The organism is Achromobacter sp. HZ01 (assembly GCF_003267925.1).
GTDB lineage: Bacteria > Pseudomonadota > Gammaproteobacteria > Burkholderiales > Burkholderiaceae_B > Achromobacter > Achromobacter pulmonis_A.
The window spans coordinates 425,768-442,446 of the sequence record NZ_LWKV01000004.1; the positions used below are offsets into that span (position 1 = coordinate 425,768).

Sequence of the window (16,679 nt, forward strand, 5' to 3'; positions counted from 1 at the left end):
TTTTTCGGGCGTGCGCCAGCGCCGGACAATACCGGCTCCCTCTTGCTTGCGCTTCCCTTCCATGACCGAACTGATAGCCGTCGCCCTGATCACCGTTCTTGCCGTCATCAGCCCCGGGCCGGACTTCGCGATGGTGACCCGCTACAGCTATCTGTATGGCCGGCGCACCGGCCTGACCTGCGCCGCCGGCATTGCGTTGGCCGTGCAGGTGCACGTGTTCTACACCATGTTCGGCGTCAGCCTGCTGGCCCATTACGCCCGGCCCGTGCTGCAGGGCATCAAGCTGGCCGGCGCCTGTTATCTGATCTACATGGGCTGGAAGACGTTTTTCAACCGCACGCCGGTCGACCGCGACCTGTCGGCGCGCCCGGTCATCTCGGCCTGGCGGGCGCTTTACGACGGCTTTCTGACCAACGCCCTCAATCCCAAGACCACGCTGTTCGTGGTCAGCACCTACACCCAGCTGGTTTCGCCGGGCACGCCGCTGACCCGGCAATTCGGCTACGGGCTGTTCATGTCGTTCGCGCACTGGGCGTGGTTCAGCGTCGTGGCATGGTCGGTTTCCTCGCCCGTGCTGCGCCGCGCGCTGCTGGACCATCAGCGCACCGCGGACCGGGTGGTGGGGGCCGTGCTGATGGCCCTGGGCGGCGCGCTGGCGGTCGCGCAGGTCTGAACTGTTGCCTGCGTGTGACTTTTCTCAAATTAATAATGGGGACGCATTAAATCGGACTGTCTGCCTGATGAGGCTTCCAGGCATGGCTAATGGTCCGATTTACGTGCGGCCCGGCCTGCCCGGCGCCGGTTTCTCCCTGTGCAATTATTTGGGGACACATTGTTTTCCCCAGGAAATTCAACGGAATTCCACCGGTCCAGGGAATTTTCCAGACGTGAGCCGCCCATTTCGACATGATGCGGCCCCAATTATCGGGTCGCAAAAAATCGCTTTGATATCAATGTGATGCAGCATTTCACGGCTTTGCGCAGGGCAATAATTTAGCCCTACAATTCCGCACCATACGGGTGCGAACTTGCACCAAACCCGTGTCTATCGCGCCCCAATCCGGGGCCACCCCGCACCTATTCGAAGCACCCCCGAGGAGAACATGTTGAAAGTGCAGAGTCTGGACGACTTCCTGCGTGGCGTTGCCGCGCGCGACCCGCAACAACCTGAATTCATGCAAGCCGTCCAGGAGGTGATGCTGAGTCTGTGGCCTTTCATCGAGAAGCACCCGCACTACGCCGAGCACGCCCTGCTCGAGCGCCTGGTGGAGCCGGAACGCGTGATCCAGTTCCGCGTGTGCTGGACCGATGACCGCGGCCAGGCCCGGGTCAACCGCGCTTTCCGCATTCAGCACAACTCGGCCATCGGCCCGTTCAAGGGCGGCATGCGCTTCCACCCCTCGGTGAACCTGTCGATCCTGAAGTTCCTGGCTTTCGAACAGACCCTGAAGAACTCGCTGACCACGCTGCCCATGGGCGGCGGCAAGGGCGGTTCGGACTTCGACCCCAAGGGCAAGTCCGACGCCGAAGTCATGCGTTTCTGCCAGGCCCTGATGATCGAGCTGTACCGCCACCTGGGTCCGGACACCGACGTGCCGGCCGGCGATATCGGCGTGGGCGCGCGCGAAGTCGGCTTCATGGCCGGCATGATGAAAAAGCTGTCGAACTCGACCGCCAGCGTGTTCACCGGCAAGGGCCTGACCTTCGGCGGCAGCCTGATCCGCCCCGAAGCCACCGGCTACGGCACCGTCTATTTCGCCGAAGAAATGCTCAAGCGCGTCGGCCGTTCGTTCGACGGCCTGCGCGTCTCGGTGTCGGGCTCGGGCAACGTCGCCCAGTACGCCATCGAGAAGGCCATGGCGCTGGGCGCCAAGGTGGTCACCGTCTCCGACTCCAACGGCACCGTGGTCGACGAAGCCGGCTTCACCCATGAAAAGCTGGTCGCGCTGATGCACATCAAGAACGACCTGCGCGGCCGCCTGGACACCTACGCGCGCGAATTCGGCCTGCAATACGAAGCCGGCAAGCGTCCGTGGCACGTGCCGGTCGACGTGGCCCTGCCCTGCGCCACCCAGAACGAGCTGGAGCTGGACGACGCCAAGACGCTGATCAAGAACGGCGTGCTGTGCGTGGCCGAAGGCGCCAACATGCCGGCCACCCTGGAGGCCGCCAAGGCCTTCGTCGCGGCCCGCGTGCTGTACGCCCCGGGCAAGGCCAGCAACGCCGGCGGCGTGGCGGTATCGGGCCTGGAAATGGCCCAGAACTCGGCCCGCCTGTCCTGGACGCGCGAGGAAGTCGACACCCGCCTGCACGCCATCATGCGCGACATCCATGAAAACTGCGTGCGCCACGGCCACACCGAGCGCGAATACGTCAACTACCTGGACGGCGCGAACATCGCCGGTTTCGTGAAGGTGGCTGACGCTATGCGGCAGCAAGGCTTGTATTAGGCCCCCCCCGAAGCGCCTTTGGCGCTTCCCCCCCAGGGGGGCGCCGCTACGGACCGGCGGAGCCGGATCCGTGCGGCCCCGCGCTCTTGGGGAGGGTTTGCCCCGTGGGGCGAAGGCGCGCGGCGCGCGCCTTAGTGCTCCTTAATGCTTCATCGTGCCGTGGTTCATGTTGGTCATGCCGGGGTTGTGGGTGGCGGGTTTGACCTTGAATTGGACCGCGACTTCGCCGGCCTTTTCGAACTTGAGGGTGGCGGGCACGGTTGCGCCTTCGGCGAACGGCGCTTTCAGCTTGATGAACATGACGTGGTAGCCGCCCGGGCTGAGTTTGACCTCGGTGTCGGCGGGCAAGGCGATGCCGCCTTCGACCTGGCGCATCTTGGACACGCCGTTTTCGGTTTGCACCGTGTGCAGCTCGACGCGTTCGGCGGCGTCGGACGTGATCGACAGCAGGCGGTCCTCGGTCTTGGCGTCGTTGTCGATGTCCATATAGCCCGCGCCGTTGGACTGGCCCGGCGCCGAGGCGCGCACCCACAGGTCGTCGATCTCGATCTGGCCGACCTTGTAGTCCTTCGCCCAGGCCGTGCCGGCCGTGCACAGGCCCAGGGCGGCGATCACAGCGAACTTGCGGATGTTCATGACTAGTACTCCTAAGGGTTAACGCCGCGGGTCAACGCCTCCTGACCAGGCTGCGGGCGGCTGACAGAACCGAATCGGTCAGGGCTTCCATGGCTTCGGAGTTTACCCGCCAATGCTGCCAATACAGCGGCACATCCTCCCAGGCGCGCCCGCGCAGCAGCATCAACTGACCTGCGTCAAGGTGCTCCTGCACCAGCGGCAGCGGATTCATGGTCCAGCCCAGCCCGCCCAGCGTGGCCTGCACGAAGGCGCGCGTCGACGGCACCCACCAGACCGGCGGCTGCCACGGCGCCGGATCGGCGATCTTGTGGGCGAAGCGGGCCTGCAGGGCGTCCTTGCGGTTGAACACCAGCACCGGCGCCTGCGCCAGCGTCTGCGCGTTGACCCCTTGCGAGAAATAGCGCTTGTGGAATGCCGGCGTGCAGGTCGCGACGTAGCGCATGCTGCCCAGCGCATGGATGCGGCAGCCCTGCACCGGCTCGGCCAGCGCGGTCACCGCACCCAGCACCGAGCCGTTGCGCAGCAAGGCGGCGGTGTGGTCCTGGTCTTCGGACTGCATGTCCAGCGTGGCGCGGGTACGCGCCGAGAACTGCACCGCCGCGTCGACGAACCAGGTTTCCAGGCTGTCGTGGTTCACCGCCACGGGGATGCTGGCATAGGGCACGTCGTCGTCGGCCACGCCCAGCCGGCTGAGCGCGTCGTGCTCCAGGAGCGCAGTCTGCTCGGCCAGCCGCACCAGCACCTGGCCGTCGGCGGTGGCCGCCGCCGGCACCGTGCGCTGCACCAGCAGGCGGCCCATGCGGTCCTCCAGCGCCTTGATCCGCTGCGACACCGCCGACGGGGTGACGTTCAGCGACAGCGCGGCGCGCTCGAAGCTGCCTTCGCGCACCACCGCCGCCAGGGCCCTGAGGTTGCCGTGATCGAGTTTCATATCATTAGCTTTGCTTAAGATAGTGAAGGAAAATTAGCTTTATTTCATCTATCCGACAAGGGAAAATGACGCATTGCCGGCACGCCCCGCCGCTGCCGGCGCCAAATCAAGCGCCGCCACAGGCGTAGCAGTCATAAGGTGTTTGCGTCATGTTCGCCACGTTGTCTTCCCCCCTCTTCTTCACTGCCTGGGCCAGCGGAACGGCCACCGGGCTGGGCCTGTTCGCCGTCGTGGGCGCGCAAAGCGCGTTCATCCTGCGCCAGGGGCTGATGCGGGCGCACCTGCTGAGCGTGGTCGCGATCTGCGCGCTGATCGACGCCGTCTTCATCTTCGCCAGCGTCTCCGGGCTGCAGGCCCTGACCACCTGGTTTCCGTGGCTGACGACCGCCGTGCTGTGGTTCGGCGTCGCCTTCCTGACCTGGTACGCCCTGCAATCGGCGCGCCGCGCCTGGACCGCCAACGGCGGGCTGGCCGCCGCCCGCGACGTGGTGCCGTCGCGCCGCGCCGCCATGCTGGGCGCGCTGGGCTTTTCGCTGCTCAATCCGCACTTCTGGCTGGACATGGTGGTGGTCGGCTCGCTGGCGCACGGCTTCGAGGACGCCCGCATGGCGTTCGCCGCCGGCGCGCTCACCGCCAGCCTGCTGTGGCTGGCCGTGCTCAGCATCGGCTCGCGCCTGTTCGCCCCGTTCTTCGCCAGCGCCTCGGCCTGGCGCGTGCTGGACGGCATCATCGCGGTGGTGATGGCGGCGCTGGCGGTGAGCCTGGCCCTCAAGGGCGTATGACGCGCAGCCCGGCAAGGGCGCCGTCCTTATAATCGGCCCCTTGCCAATCTTGCGTCGGGCGCAGCGCCGGCCCGCCAGACGATCATGCGCGGACCCTCCTCCAAAGACGTGCGCCTGCCGCCGCTGGCCGCCATCCAGGCGTTCGAAGCGGCCGCGCGGCTCGGCTCCTTCGAGCGCGCCAGCGAAGAACTCTTCGTCACGGCCAGCGCCATCGGCAAGCGCATCGCCATGCTCGAAGCGCTGCTGGACGTCTCGCTCTTCATACGCAGCCGCCGCGGGGCGACCCTGAGTTCGGCCGGACAGGAATACCTGGAACAGGTCCGCACCGCGCTGGACTTGCTGTCGGACGCCTCGCTGCACAAGCGCGGCGAGCCCAAGCCCGAAACGCTGCGCGTGGTGTCCACGCCGACCTTCGCGCGCCAGGTCCTGATCCCCAGCCTGGCCGAGTTCACCGCCGCGCATCCCGACGTGGAACTGGAGATCATGCTCTCCATCCCCTACCTGGAAATCATGCCGCCGAACGCGGATGTCTGGGTCCGCTTCGGCAGCAGCAAGTATCCGGGGCTGCACACGCGCCAACTCACCGCCGACCCGGTGTTCGCGGTCTGCACGCCCGGCTATCTCGACGCGCACGGTCCCTTCAGACAGCCCGCGGACCTGGCGCGGGCGCAGCTGCTGCGCTGTCCGATGGAGCCCTGGCGCCCCTGGCTGGACGCGGCCGGGCTGGACTGGCCCGAGCCGTCGCGCGGCGTGTGGCTGGTGGATCTGGGCATGACGCTGGAAGCCACGCGCGCCGGCCAGGGCATCGCGCTTACGCGCCGCACCCTGGCCGCGCAGTGGCTGGACGAAGGCAGGCTGGTGCGCGTCTTCGACATCGAGATCCCCGGCGAATCCCAGTACTACCTCTGCACCGAAGCCTCGCGTCCGCTGACCCGCGCGCGCCAGGCGTTCTCCGACTGGCTGCACGACGTATGCCGGCGGGTATCGCAATGGCCGCGCGGCGCGCGGACCAGTCAGGAATAAATTTCCAGCAAGAGGCGGAACGATATTCCGCCTAAGGCGCCGCCGCCCTGGCCAGGCGCGCGCGGCGCCGTTTCCGGCGTCCTCGTCCACGCGTAGGTATTTACGCGCACAAGCCCCATCGCGTCAGATTCGCGTAAGTGATAGGGCAGACAGTCACACCCTTGCAACATAGAGCGCGCCGCAGCACCTACGCGCCGGCATTCGGTTTTCCACGCAGTCCTACCAATTACAACGGAGACATCCATGGATTTTCGTTTGAAGCTGCTTGCAGGAACCCTCGCATTTGCCGCAACGGCCGTCAGCCACGCCGCCGACCCCATCAAGATCGGCGTCGCCGGTCCCTACACCGGCGGGTCGTCCTCCATGGGCGTGAGCATGCGCGACGGTGTGCGCCTGGCCATCGAAGAAATCAACAAGAACGGCGGAGTGCTGGGTCGGCAGCTGGTCGCGGTGGAACGCGACGACGAAGCCAAGAACGAACGCGGCGTGCAGATCGCGCAGGAGCTGATCAACAAGGAACAGGTGACCGCCACCGTCGGCTACATCAATACCGGCGTGGCGCTGGCCTCGCAGCGCTTCTACCAGGACGCCAAGATCCCGGTGTTCAACAACGTGGCCACCGGCAGCGTCATCACGCATCAGTTCCAGGCGCCCGAATACCCGGACAACTACGTGTTCCGCAACGCGGCGCACGACAGCATCCAGGCGCCCATGATCGTCGAAGAGGCGATCACCCGCCGCGGCTACAAGAAGGTCGCGATCCTGGCCGATTCCACCAACTACGGCCAGCTCGGCCGCGAAGACCTGGAGAAGGCGCTGGCCAGCAAGGGCATCAAGCCGGTGGCCGTGGAGAAGTTCAACATCAAGGACGTCGACATGACGGCCCAGCTGCTGAAGGCCAAGTCCGCCGGCGCCGAAGCCGTGCTGACCTATGGCATCGGACCCGAGCTGGCCCAGATCGCCAACGGCATGACCAAGCTGGGCTGGAAGGTGCCGATGATCGGCAGCTGGACCCTGTCGATGGCCAACTATATCGATAACTCGGGCGCCAACGGGGAAGGCGCGCGCATGCCGCAGACCTTCATCCAGGACCCGGACACGCCCAAGCGCAAGGCCTTCATCGACGCCTATCTGGCCAAGTTCAAGCCCAAGAACGACCGCATCGATTCCCCGGTGTCGGCGGCCCAGGGCTATGACTCGATCTTCCTGCTGGCGGCCGCGATCAAGCAGGCCAATTCCACCGACGGCCCCAAGGTCCGCGAAGCGCTGGAGAACCTGCAGACGCCGGTCGAAGGCGTGGTGATGACCTACAACAAGCCGTTCAGCCACGACAACCACGACGCGATCACCGCCAAGGAAGTGGTCATCGGCGAGGTCAAGAGCGGCCGCGTCGTCAAAGCCAACTAGCAACGCATCGCGGCGGCCGCGCCGCCATCCGCGCCCCGGCCGCCGGGGCGCGGGCCTCGTGCCGCCCGCAAGCCGCGTTCCGTCCCGCTACACCACACTGACACCATGATTCTTCTACAGCTTGTCTACAGCGGTATCGCGCTGGGCATGATCTATGCCGTCATCGCGTTCGGATACCAGCTCACCTTCGCCACCTCGGGCACCCTGAACTTCGGCCAGGGCGAAGCCCTCATGCTGGGCGCGCTCGTCGGCCTCACGCTGGTCGGACTGGGCGTGAACTACTGGGTGATGATTCCCATCGTCTGCATCTTCGGCTTCGCGCAGGGCGCGCTGGTCGAACGCGTGGGCGTGCGGCCCGCCATCAAGACCCGCTCCGAGTTCGGCTGGATCATGGCCACCATCGCGCTGGGCATCATCTTCAAGAACGTGGCCGAGAACATCTGGGGCCGCGACGACCTGCGTTTCCCTTCGCCCCTGCCGGAGGCCCCGATACAGGTGCTGGGCGCCAACGTCCTGCCGATGGAGCTGCTGGTGGTGTTCGGCGCGCTGGCCATGATGCTGCTGGTGGAGCTGTTCAACCGCAAGTCCATCTACGGCAAGGCCTTCGTCGCCACCTCGAACGACCGCGACGCCGCCGGCCTGATGGGCATCAACACCGGCATGGTCATCACGTTCTCGTACGCGCTGTCTTCGCTGACCGCCGCATTCGCCGGCGTGCTGGTGGCGCCGCTGACGCTGACCGGCGCCACCATGGGCGCGGTGCTGGGCCTGAAGGCCTTCGCGGTCGCCATCATCGGCGGCCTGTCCAGCGGCATGGGCGTGGTGGTGGGCGGACTCATCCTGGGCATCGCCGAAACGACCACCGGCTTCTATCTGTCGACGGGGTACAAGGACGTGCCCGGACTGGTGCTGCTTCTGCTCGTGCTGACGTTCAAACCCGCCGGCCTGTTCGGCAAGACCGCGATCAAGAAGGTGTGACGATGAAACCCCTGCACCTCCTGCTTTCCATCGTGGCCGTGGCCTGCCTGGCCGCCGTGCCCCTGGGCGTCACCAACACGTACTACCTGCACCTGATCGAAACCATCATGATCTACGCGATCCTGCTGTTCGGGCTCGACATCGTGGTGGGCTATACCGGCCAGGTCTCGCTCGGCCATGCCGGCCTGTTCGGCATCGGCTCGTACGTGGCCGGCGCGCTGTTTTTCCATCTGCAGCTGCCGATCTGGGCCACGCTTCCGGCGGCCATCCTGATCGCGGCGGCCTTCGGCGCGGTGCTGGCGCTGCCCGCGCTGCGGGTCACGGGACCGTACCTGGCCATGGTCACGCTGGCGTTCGGCACCATCATCCAGATCCTGATCAACGAGATGACCTTCCTGACCGAAGGCCCGCTGGGCATCAAGATCCCGAAACCGTCGATCGCCGGGCACATCCTGACCAAGAGCGAGTACTTCTGGCTGGTGGCCGCGTTGCTGGTGCTGTCGCTGATCGTGGTGCACCGCATCCTGAAATCGCACCTGGGCCGCTCGTTCGAGGCCCTGCGCGACAGCCCGATCGCCTCGGACTGCATGGGCGTGTCGGTGTACCGGCACAAGGTGTTCGCCTTCGTCATCAGCGCCGGCTTCGCCGGGCTGGCGGGCGCGCTGTACTCGTACTCGGAACAGTACATTTCGCCCAACACCTACAACTTCGAGCTCACCATCCTGTTCCTGCTGGCCATCATCATGGGCGGGCGCAAGAGCCGCACGGGCGCGCTGCTGGGCGCCGCCATCATCGTGCTGCTGCCCAAGATGCTGGACGACATCGCCACCTTCCGCCTGATCGCGCTGGGCGTGGCGATCGTGGTCGCCATCGGCAGCGCGGTGGCCGTCTCCAAGGGCCGCGCCGAACCGCGCCGGGTGGCCGTGCCGGTGGCCGGCACCATCGTGCTGGCGATTTTCGCGTACTGGCTCGATGCCGTGACCGACTGGCGCCTGACGATCTTCGGCGCCATGATCCTGTTCGTCGTGTACTACCTGCCGGACGGCATCGTGGGTTTCGTGCGCAATCTGTTCTTCTCGGGACGCCGCAGCGCGCTGGCGGTCGAATCGGAGCTGGTCAGGACCCAGGACGCCGTGCCCGACGCGGCCCGCGGCAAGAACGAAACCCTGCTGGCGGCCAAGGGCGTGCTGATGCAGTTCGGCGGCCTGAAGGCGCTGAACCAGGTCGACCTGACCGTCAGGCGCGGCACCATCCACGGCCTGATCGGACCGAACGGCTCGGGCAAGAGCACCATGATGAACGTGCTGACGGGCATCTACGTGCCGACGGCCGGCGCGGTGGAATTCGCCGGCAAGTCGCTGGTGGGCCTGGCGCCGGCGGACATCGCCGAGGCGGGCATCGCGCGGACCTTCCAGAACGTGCAGCTGTTCGGCGAAATGACCGCGCTGGAGAACGTGCTGGTCGGCCTGCACCACACCTTTACCACCGGACTGGCCGGCATCGCGCTGCGCACGTCCCGATGGAAGGACGAGGAACGGCGCGCCCGCGCGCGCGCCATGGCGCTGCTGGAATTCGTCGGCCTGCAGTCCCTGGCCGGCGAAGAAGCCCGCAACCTGCCCTACGGCAAGCAGCGCCTGCTGGAGATCGCGCGCGCGCTGGCGCTGGACCCGCAGCTGCTGCTGCTCGACGAGCCCGCGGCCGGCCTGACCGCGCCCGACATCGTCGAACTGCTCGCCATCATCCGCAAGGTGCGCGACCACGGCCTCACGCTGATCCTCATCGAACATCACATGGACGTGGTGATGGGGGTCTGCGACACCGTGTCGGTCCTGGACTTCGGGCAGAAGATCGCCGAGGGGCTGCCCAACGAAGTGCAAAGCGACGCCAAGGTCATCGAGGCGTATCTGGGCGGCGCGCCCGCCTGACGCCAGGGAGACGACAACATGCTATCGATCAAGAATCTGGAAGCGGGCTACGGCAAGGTGAAGGTGCTGCACGGCATCAGCATGGAGGTGCCCAAGGCCAAGGTGGTGACGCTGATCGGCTCGAACGGCGCCGGCAAGACGACCACCATGCGCGCGCTCTCGGGCATGATCCGCCCCGCCGCGGGCGAGGTCACGCTGGGCGGCAGGCGCATCGACGGGCTGGAGTCCCACCGCATCGCGCGGCTGGGGCTGGCGCACTCGCCCGAGGGCCGGCGCGTGTTCCCCACCCTGTCGGTGACCGACAACCTGCTGCTGGGCGCCTTTCCGCGCCTGAGCGGCAGCCGCCCCAAAGGCGACGTCCAGGCCGACCTGGGCCGCGCCATGGACCTGTTCCCGCGCCTGAAGGAACGCCGCACCCAGCTCGCCGGCACGCTGTCCGGCGGCGAGCAGCAGATGCTGGCCATGGCCCGCGCCGTGATGCTCAACCCCGAAGTGGTGCTGCTGGACGAACCGTCGATGGGGCTGGCGCCGATCCTGGTGGAAGAAGTATTCAGGATCATCGAGCGGCTCAAGAGCGAGGGCGTGACGATGCTGCTGGTGGAGCAATTCGCCGCCGCCGCGCTGAACGTCGCCGACTATGGCTACGTGCTGGAGAACGGGCGGATTTCGGTGCACGGCAGCGCCGACAAGCTCAAGCACGATCCGGCGGTGGTGGCGGCGTATCTGGGGGGGTCGCATTAGGGAGGGCGGCAGATGGGTTGCGCGCGTTCGATGTCCGTAGGATGGGTGTAGCGCGAGACACTCAACATAAGAAACCCGCGGCCGAACGCGCGCAACCCATCAGGCGCCGCCCGTCCCATCCTCCGCCCCACGATCCGACCCATACCCTTTCAGCCCGTCCAGGTCCAGCACCCGCACCGCCCCGTACTCCACATTCAGCAGGCCGGCTTCTTCCAGCTTGCGCAGGGCCTGGTTGGCGCGCTGGCGCGATACCCGGGCCAGATAGCCGACCTCTTCCTGCGTAATCGTCAATCGCATCCCCATGCCGGGATACAGCAAGGGGTTGAACAGCTCGGCCAGGCAACGCGCCACGCGCGCGTCCGGGTCCAGCAGGCGGTCGTATTCGGCCTTGCCGATGAACTGCGCGACGCGCTCGTTCAACTGATGCAGCAGATAACGGTTGAAGGGAATGCTGGTGTCGAGCAGCCAGTCGAAGGTGGCCGCCGGCAGGCGCGCGACCACCGAGTCGCGCAGCGCGACGATGTCGTATTTGCGGATCTCGCGCTTGAGCAGCGAACCTTCGCCGATCCAGCCGCCGGCCGGCACGCCGGTCAGCGATGCGACCTTGCCTTCGGCATTGCCCACCGACACCTTGACCAGCCCCGCCAGCACGCCGATCCAAGCCTGTGCGAGCTCCCCTTTGCGCTCTATGATCGAGCCGGCGGCGGCCTGCTGCACGGTCAGGTCCCGCTCGACCCGCGATTGCTGGTCGCGGTCGAGCACGCGAAACCAGGCCGCGGCGAGTTGCAGGGAGTCGGCTAGCTGCATCGGGAATACCCTAAAAGGTCCTTGAATGTCGCGATGGTGACAGTTGGTAGCAACCCAACCTTATACCTTAAGTCCTGCCGTAAATCTAAAACCAACTGGTCAAGCGCCCATCGCCAGCGCCGCCCCGCGCGGCCCCGGCCCGTAGCGCCCAAACCGGAGGAGACAACGTGGCACATACACCGCCCGCATCCGCCCGGATGCCGGCGGCGTCGGATACTTTTCCGGCGCTGCTGTTCACGCATGCCAAGGTGCGCGGGTCGCGGCCCGCGATACGCGAAAAAGATCTGGGGATCTGGCAAACCCTTACGTGGTCGGAAGTGGCCGAGCACGTACGGCGCGTCGCCAGTGGCCTGGCCGCCCTGGGCATCCAGCCCGGCATGCACGTGGCCGTGGTCGGCGAGAACCGGCCGCGCCTGTACATGGCCATGATGGCCACGCAGTCGCTGGGCGCGATCCCGGTGCCGCTCTACCAGGACGCCGTGGCCCAGGAAATGGTCTACGTGCTGCAGGACGCCGAGATCAGCGTCGCCGTGGTCGAGGACCAGGAACAGGTCGACAAGATGCTGGAGATCCGCGAACAGTGCCCCGCGCTCGAGCGCGTGGTGTTCGACGATCCGCGCGGCCTGCGCCACTACGCCGACGACATGCTGATGTCGTATGAAAAGCTGGAAGCGCTGGGCGACGAATACGCGGCCAGGCACCCCGGCTTTCTGGACGCCGCCATCGCCGCGGTGCAGCCGCAGGACCCCGCCGCCATGTTCTACACCTCGGGCACGACCGGCAAGCCCAAGGGCGTGGTGTTGACCCACCATGCGCTGATCGACCGCGCGCGCGCCGTCTCCGAACTGGAAAAACTGACCGACCAGGAAGACGTGCTGGCCTATCTGCCGCCGGCCTGGATCGGCCAGAACATGTTCTCGTACACGCAGCTGCTGGTCACCGGCTTCACCGTCAACCATCCCGAGTCGCCCGACACCGTGTCCATCGACATGCGCGACATCGGCCCCACCTATTACTTCGCGCCGCCGCGCGTGCTCGAAGGCCTGCTGACCCATGTGATGATCCGCATGGAAGACGCCGGCCTCATCAAGCGCAAGCTGTTCGCCAGCTGCATGAAGCTGGCGCGCCGCGTCGGCACCCGCATCCTGGACGGCGAATCCGTCGGCGCGTGGGACCGCCTGCGCTACGCGCTGGGCAATGTGCTGATCTACGGCCCGCTGCGCAACGCGCTGGGCATGAGCCGCGTGCGCGTGGCGTACACGGCGGGCGAGGCCATCGGCCCCGACCTGTTCGTGTTCTACCGCTCGATCGGCATCAACCTGAAGCAGCTGTATGGTTCCACCGAGACCTCGGTGTTCGTCTGCGTGCAGCCCGACGGCCACGTGCGCGACGACACCGTCGGCCCGCCGGTCGACGGCGTGGAGATCCGCGTGGCCGAAAACGGCGAGATCCTGGTCAAGAGCCCCGGCCTCTTCAAGGAGTACTACCGCAACCCGGAAGCGACGGCCGAGGCCCGCAGCGCCGACGGCTGGTTCCATACCGGCGACGCCGGCTATCTGGACACCGACGGCCAGCTCAAGATCATCGACCGCGCCAAGGACGTGGGCAAGCTGGCCGACGGCAGCCTGTTCGCGCCCAAGTACATCGAGAACAAGCTCAAGTTCTTCCAGCACATCAAGGAGGCCGTGGCCTTCGGCGCCAACCGCGACGACGTCTGCGCCTTCATCAACATCGACCTGGAGGCCGTGGGCAACTGGGCCGAGCGCCGCGGCATGCCCTACGCGGGCTATACCGACCTGGCCTCCAAGGACGAGGTCTACCAGCTCATCGCCGACTGCGTGGAGCAGGTCAACGCGGATCTCGCCACCGATCCCAAGCTGTCGGCCTCGCAGATCAGCCGCTTCCTGATCCTGCACAAGGAGCTCGATCCCGACGACGACGAACTGACCCGCACGCGCAAGGTGCGCCGCGCCTTCATCGCGCAGAAGTACGGCGTGCTGATCGACGCGCTGTACGGCGGCAAGCAGTCGCAGTTCATCGAGACCGAAGTGAAATTCGAAGACGGACGCACCGGCAAGATTTCGGCGGACCTGAAAATCCGCCCGGTAAAGACGTTTCCCGCCATCACCGCCCGAGCCGCGTAGACCATGAGCCACAACGACCGCGACCAGCGTATCGGCGACGTCATGCTGGACATGCAGAACATTTCCCTGTCGTTCGGCGGCGTCAAGGCGCTGACCGACATTTCCTTCAACGTGCGCGAACACGAGATCCGCGCCATCATCGGCCCCAACGGCGCCGGCAAGAGCTCGATGCTCAACGTCATCAACGGCGTCTATACGCCGCAGGAAGGCGCCATCGCCTTCCGCGGCGAGCACTTCTCGCGCATGAATCCGCGCCGCGCCGCCGAAATGGGCATCGCGCGCACCTTTCAGAACCTGGCGCTGTTCAAGGGCATGAGCGTGCTGGACAACATCATGACCGGCCGCAACCTGCGCATGAAGTGCGGGCTGCTGGCGCAGGCCTTCCGCCTGGGCCGCGCCGAGCGCGAGGAAATCCAGCATCGCGAGTTCGTCGAGAACATCATCGACTTCCTGGAGATCCAGGCCTACCGCAAGACCCCGGTGGGCCGGCTGCCCTACGGCCTGCAAAAGCGCGTGGACCTGGGCCGCGCGCTGGCGATGGAGCCGCGCCTGCTGCTGCTGGACGAGCCCATGGCCGGCATGAACATCGAAGAAAAGCAGGACATGAGCCGCTTCATCCTCGACGTGAACGACGAATTCGGCACCACCATCGTGCTGATCGAGCACGACATGGGCGTGGTCATGGACATCTCCGACCGCGTGGTGGTGCTGGACTACGGCAAGAAGATCGGCGACGGCAAGCCGGACGAGGTCCGGGCAAACGAAGAAGTGGTCAAGGCCTATCTAGGCGTGTCGCACTGAGGCGGACAGACATGGGATTTTTTCTAGAGACCTTATTCGGCGGCCTGATGAGCGGCATGCTGTACGCGCTGATCGGCCTGGGCTTCGTGCTGATCTTCAAGGCTTCCGGCGTCTTCAACTTCGCGCAGGGCGCGATGGTGCTGGTGGCCGCGCTGTCCATGGCACGTTTCTCGGAGTGGCTGCCGCAATGGCTGGGCTTCGACAACATGATCCTGGCCAACGTGCTGGCCTTCATCGTCAGCGCCGGCGTGATGTTCCTGCTGGCCGTGGCCATCGAACGCTACGTGCTGCGCCACCTGGTCAACCAGGAGGCCACCACCCTGCTCATGGCCACGCTGGGCATCAGCTACTTCCTGGACGGCCTGGGCCAGATCACCTTCGGCAGCTCGGTGTATTCCATCAACGTCGGCATGCCCAAGGACCCGCTGCTGATCCTGGACTCCGTGTTCGAGGGCGGCCTGCTGATCAACCTGGAAGACCTGACCGCGGCCGTGATCGCCGCCCTGCTGGTGGCGGCGCTGGCGCTGTTCTTCCAGTACACCTCGACCGGCCGCGCCCTGCGCGCGGTGGCCGACGATCACCAGGCGGCGCAATCCATCGGCATTCCGCTGAACCGCATCTGGGTCATCGTCTGGAGCGTGGCGGGCCTGGTGGCGCTGGTGGCCGGCGTGATCTGGGGCTCGAAGTTCGGCGTGCAGTTCACCCTCTCGACCGCGGCGCTGCGCGCGCTGCCGGTGGTGATCCTGGGCGGGCTGACCTCGGTGCCGGGCGCCATCCTGGGCGGCCTGATCATCGGCGTCGGAGAAAAACTGTCGGAGGTCTACCTGGGGTCGCTCGTGGGCGGCGGCATCGAAATCTGGTTCGCCTATGTGCTTGCGCTGGTGTTCCTGCTGTTCCGTCCGCAAGGGCTGTTCGGCGAGAAGATCATCGACCGGGTCTGAGGAATAAAACATGTTCTATCGCGAAAACGGCCAATTCAAGACCAGCTATCGCAGCGACCAGCAGATCTTCCCGATCCGCCAGGACCGCATCTTCATCTGGCTGCTGCTGGCGGCGGCCTTCATCGCCGTGCCGGCGCTGGCCAGCGACTACCTGCTGCGCGCCATCCTGATCCCGTTCCTGATCCTGGCGCTGGCCGCCGTGGGCCTGAACATACTGGTGGGCTATTGCGGCCAGATCTCGCTGGGCACCGGCGCCTTCATGGCCGTCGGCGCCTATGCGGCGTGGAACTTCGGCGTGCGCTTTCCGGAGATCCCGCTGATCGTGCAGATCCTGCTGGGGGGCTTCTTCGCCACCATCGTCGGCGTGGTCTTCGGCATACCCAGCCTGCGCATCCGCGGCCTGTACCTGGCGGTGGCGACGCTGGCGGCGCAGTTCTTCGTGGACTGGGCGTTCCTGCGCATCCCGTTCTTCACCAACTACTCCTCGTCGGGCAACGTGTCGGTGCCGCCGCTGCACTTCTTCGGCCTGCCGGTGCAGAGCGCGCTGGAGAAGTATCTCTTCGTGCTGGCGCTGGTGGTGGTGTTCAGCCTGCTGGCCAAGAACCTGGTGCGCGGCGCCATCGGCCGCCAGTGGATGGCGATCCGCGACATGGACGTGGCGGCCTCGGTCATCGGCATACGCCCCATGTACGCCAAGCTCACGGCGTTCGCGGTCAGTTCGTTCATCGTCGGCGTGGCCGGCGCGCTGTGGGGCTACATCCACCTGGGTTCGTGGGAACCGCTGGCCTTCGACCTGGGGCGTTCGTTCCAGCTGCTGTTCATGGTCATCATCGGCGGGCTGGGCTCGATCATCGGCAGTTTCTTCGGCGCCGCGTTCATCGTGCTGGTGCCGGTGGCGCTGACCAACGTGCCGCACATGCTGGGCCTGTCGCTGTCGGTGGACACCGCGGCGCACGTCGAGCACATGGTGTTCGGCGCGCTGATCGTGTTCTTCCTGATCGCGGAACCGCATGGACTGGCCCGCCTGTGGAGCATCGGCAAGGAAAAACTCCGCATCTGGCCTTTCCCGCACTAGCACATTGCTGTACTGAATACCCGGCTCAAGACCGGGCC

General features: G+C 66.2%; 15 protein-coding genes. 12 read left to right on the forward strand and 3 right to left on the reverse strand.

Annotated elements, in window-relative coordinates:
- The first annotated feature begins 61 nt into the window (after positions 1–61).
- Together A6B37_RS21610 and gdhA are read left to right on the forward strand one after the other, a co-directional pair.
- Complete coding sequence (locus A6B37_RS21610; protein ID WP_102775197.1) at positions 62–673, forward strand: LysE family translocator; 612 nt, start codon at positions 62–64, stop codon at positions 671–673.
- A 430-nt stretch (positions 674–1,103) separates the two neighbouring features.
- Positions 1,104–2,450, forward strand: a complete 1,347-nt coding sequence (gene gdhA, locus A6B37_RS21615; protein ID WP_102775196.1) for an NADP-specific glutamate dehydrogenase — start codon at positions 1,104–1,106, stop codon at positions 2,448–2,450.
- Between the two features lie 141 nt (positions 2,451–2,591).
- Here the strand turns inward: gdhA and A6B37_RS21620 are convergent, their stop codons facing one another.
- Together A6B37_RS21620 and A6B37_RS21625 are read right to left on the reverse strand one after the other, a co-directional pair.
- On the reverse strand, positions 2,592–3,086 hold the full coding sequence (locus tag A6B37_RS21620) for a copper chaperone PCu(A)C (protein ID WP_111826870.1): 495 nt from the start codon (positions 3,084–3,086) through the stop codon (positions 2,592–2,594).
- A gap of 31 nt (positions 3,087–3,117) precedes the next feature.
- Positions 3,118–4,017, reverse strand: a complete 900-nt coding sequence (locus tag A6B37_RS21625) for a LysR family transcriptional regulator ArgP (protein WP_102775194.1) — start codon at positions 4,015–4,017, stop codon at positions 3,118–3,120.
- Positions 4,018–4,166: 149 nt separating this feature from the next.
- Here A6B37_RS21625 and A6B37_RS21630 point away from each other — a divergent pair, with 149 nt between their 5' ends.
- The 6 genes from A6B37_RS21630 to A6B37_RS21655 all read left to right on the forward strand — a co-directional run bounded on the left by A6B37_RS21630 (position 4,167) and on the right by A6B37_RS21655 (position 10,873).
- Complete coding sequence (locus tag A6B37_RS21630) at positions 4,167–4,799, forward strand: LysE family transporter (RefSeq protein ID WP_111826871.1); 633 nt, start codon at positions 4,167–4,169, stop codon at positions 4,797–4,799.
- 84 nt (positions 4,800–4,883) lie between these two features.
- Entirely contained in the window at positions 4,884–5,822 is a 939-nt protein-coding gene (locus A6B37_RS21635; protein ID WP_168202281.1) for a LysR substrate-binding domain-containing protein, read from the forward strand.
- 243 nt (positions 5,823–6,065) lie between these two features.
- A complete protein-coding gene (locus tag A6B37_RS21640; protein ID WP_102775192.1) occupies positions 6,066–7,229 on the forward strand; it encodes an ABC transporter substrate-binding protein in 1,164 nt (387 codons plus the stop codon).
- Positions 7,230–7,334: 105 nt separating this feature from the next.
- A complete protein-coding gene (locus A6B37_RS21645; RefSeq protein ID WP_102775191.1) occupies positions 7,335–8,207 on the forward strand; it encodes a branched-chain amino acid ABC transporter permease in 873 nt (290 codons plus the stop codon).
- Positions 8,208–8,209: 2 nt separating this feature from the next.
- Positions 8,210–10,132 carry a branched-chain amino acid ABC transporter ATP-binding protein/permease gene (locus tag A6B37_RS21650; protein ID WP_102775190.1) on the forward strand — a complete coding sequence of 641 codons (1,923 nt, stop codon included), beginning with the start codon at positions 8,210–8,212 and terminating at the stop codon, positions 10,130–10,132.
- A gap of 18 nt (positions 10,133–10,150) precedes the next feature.
- The gene (locus tag A6B37_RS21655) at positions 10,151–10,873 is read left to right on the forward strand and encodes an ABC transporter ATP-binding protein (RefSeq protein WP_102775189.1); all 723 of its coding nucleotides are present in this window, start codon (positions 10,151–10,153) and stop codon (positions 10,871–10,873) included.
- Positions 10,874–10,972: 99 nt separating this feature from the next.
- On the opposite strand, the gene A6B37_RS21660 is transcribed toward A6B37_RS21655, so the two are convergent.
- On the reverse strand, positions 10,973–11,680 hold the full coding sequence (locus A6B37_RS21660; protein ID WP_102775188.1) for a Crp/Fnr family transcriptional regulator: 708 nt from the start codon (positions 11,678–11,680) through the stop codon (positions 10,973–10,975).
- Positions 11,681–11,847: 167 nt separating this feature from the next.
- On the opposite strand from A6B37_RS21660, the gene A6B37_RS21665 reads away from it, so the two are divergent.
- From A6B37_RS21665 to A6B37_RS21680, 4 genes are read left to right on the forward strand one after another with little or no spacing between them, the layout of a single operon-like run.
- A complete protein-coding gene (locus tag A6B37_RS21665; protein ID WP_111826872.1) occupies positions 11,848–13,824 on the forward strand; it encodes an AMP-binding protein in 1,977 nt (658 codons plus the stop codon).
- 3 nt (positions 13,825–13,827) lie between these two features.
- The gene (locus tag A6B37_RS21670) at positions 13,828–14,625 is read left to right on the forward strand and encodes an ABC transporter ATP-binding protein (protein WP_102775186.1); all 798 of its coding nucleotides are present in this window, start codon (positions 13,828–13,830) and stop codon (positions 14,623–14,625) included.
- 11 nt (positions 14,626–14,636) lie between these two features.
- Positions 14,637–15,566 carry a branched-chain amino acid ABC transporter permease gene (locus A6B37_RS21675; RefSeq protein WP_102775185.1) on the forward strand — a complete coding sequence of 310 codons (930 nt, stop codon included), beginning with the start codon at positions 14,637–14,639 and terminating at the stop codon, positions 15,564–15,566.
- Between the two features lie 10 nt (positions 15,567–15,576).
- Entirely contained in the window at positions 15,577–16,641 is a 1,065-nt protein-coding gene (locus A6B37_RS21680) for a branched-chain amino acid ABC transporter permease (RefSeq protein WP_102775184.1), read from the forward strand.
- Positions 16,642–16,679 lie beyond the last annotated feature (38 nt).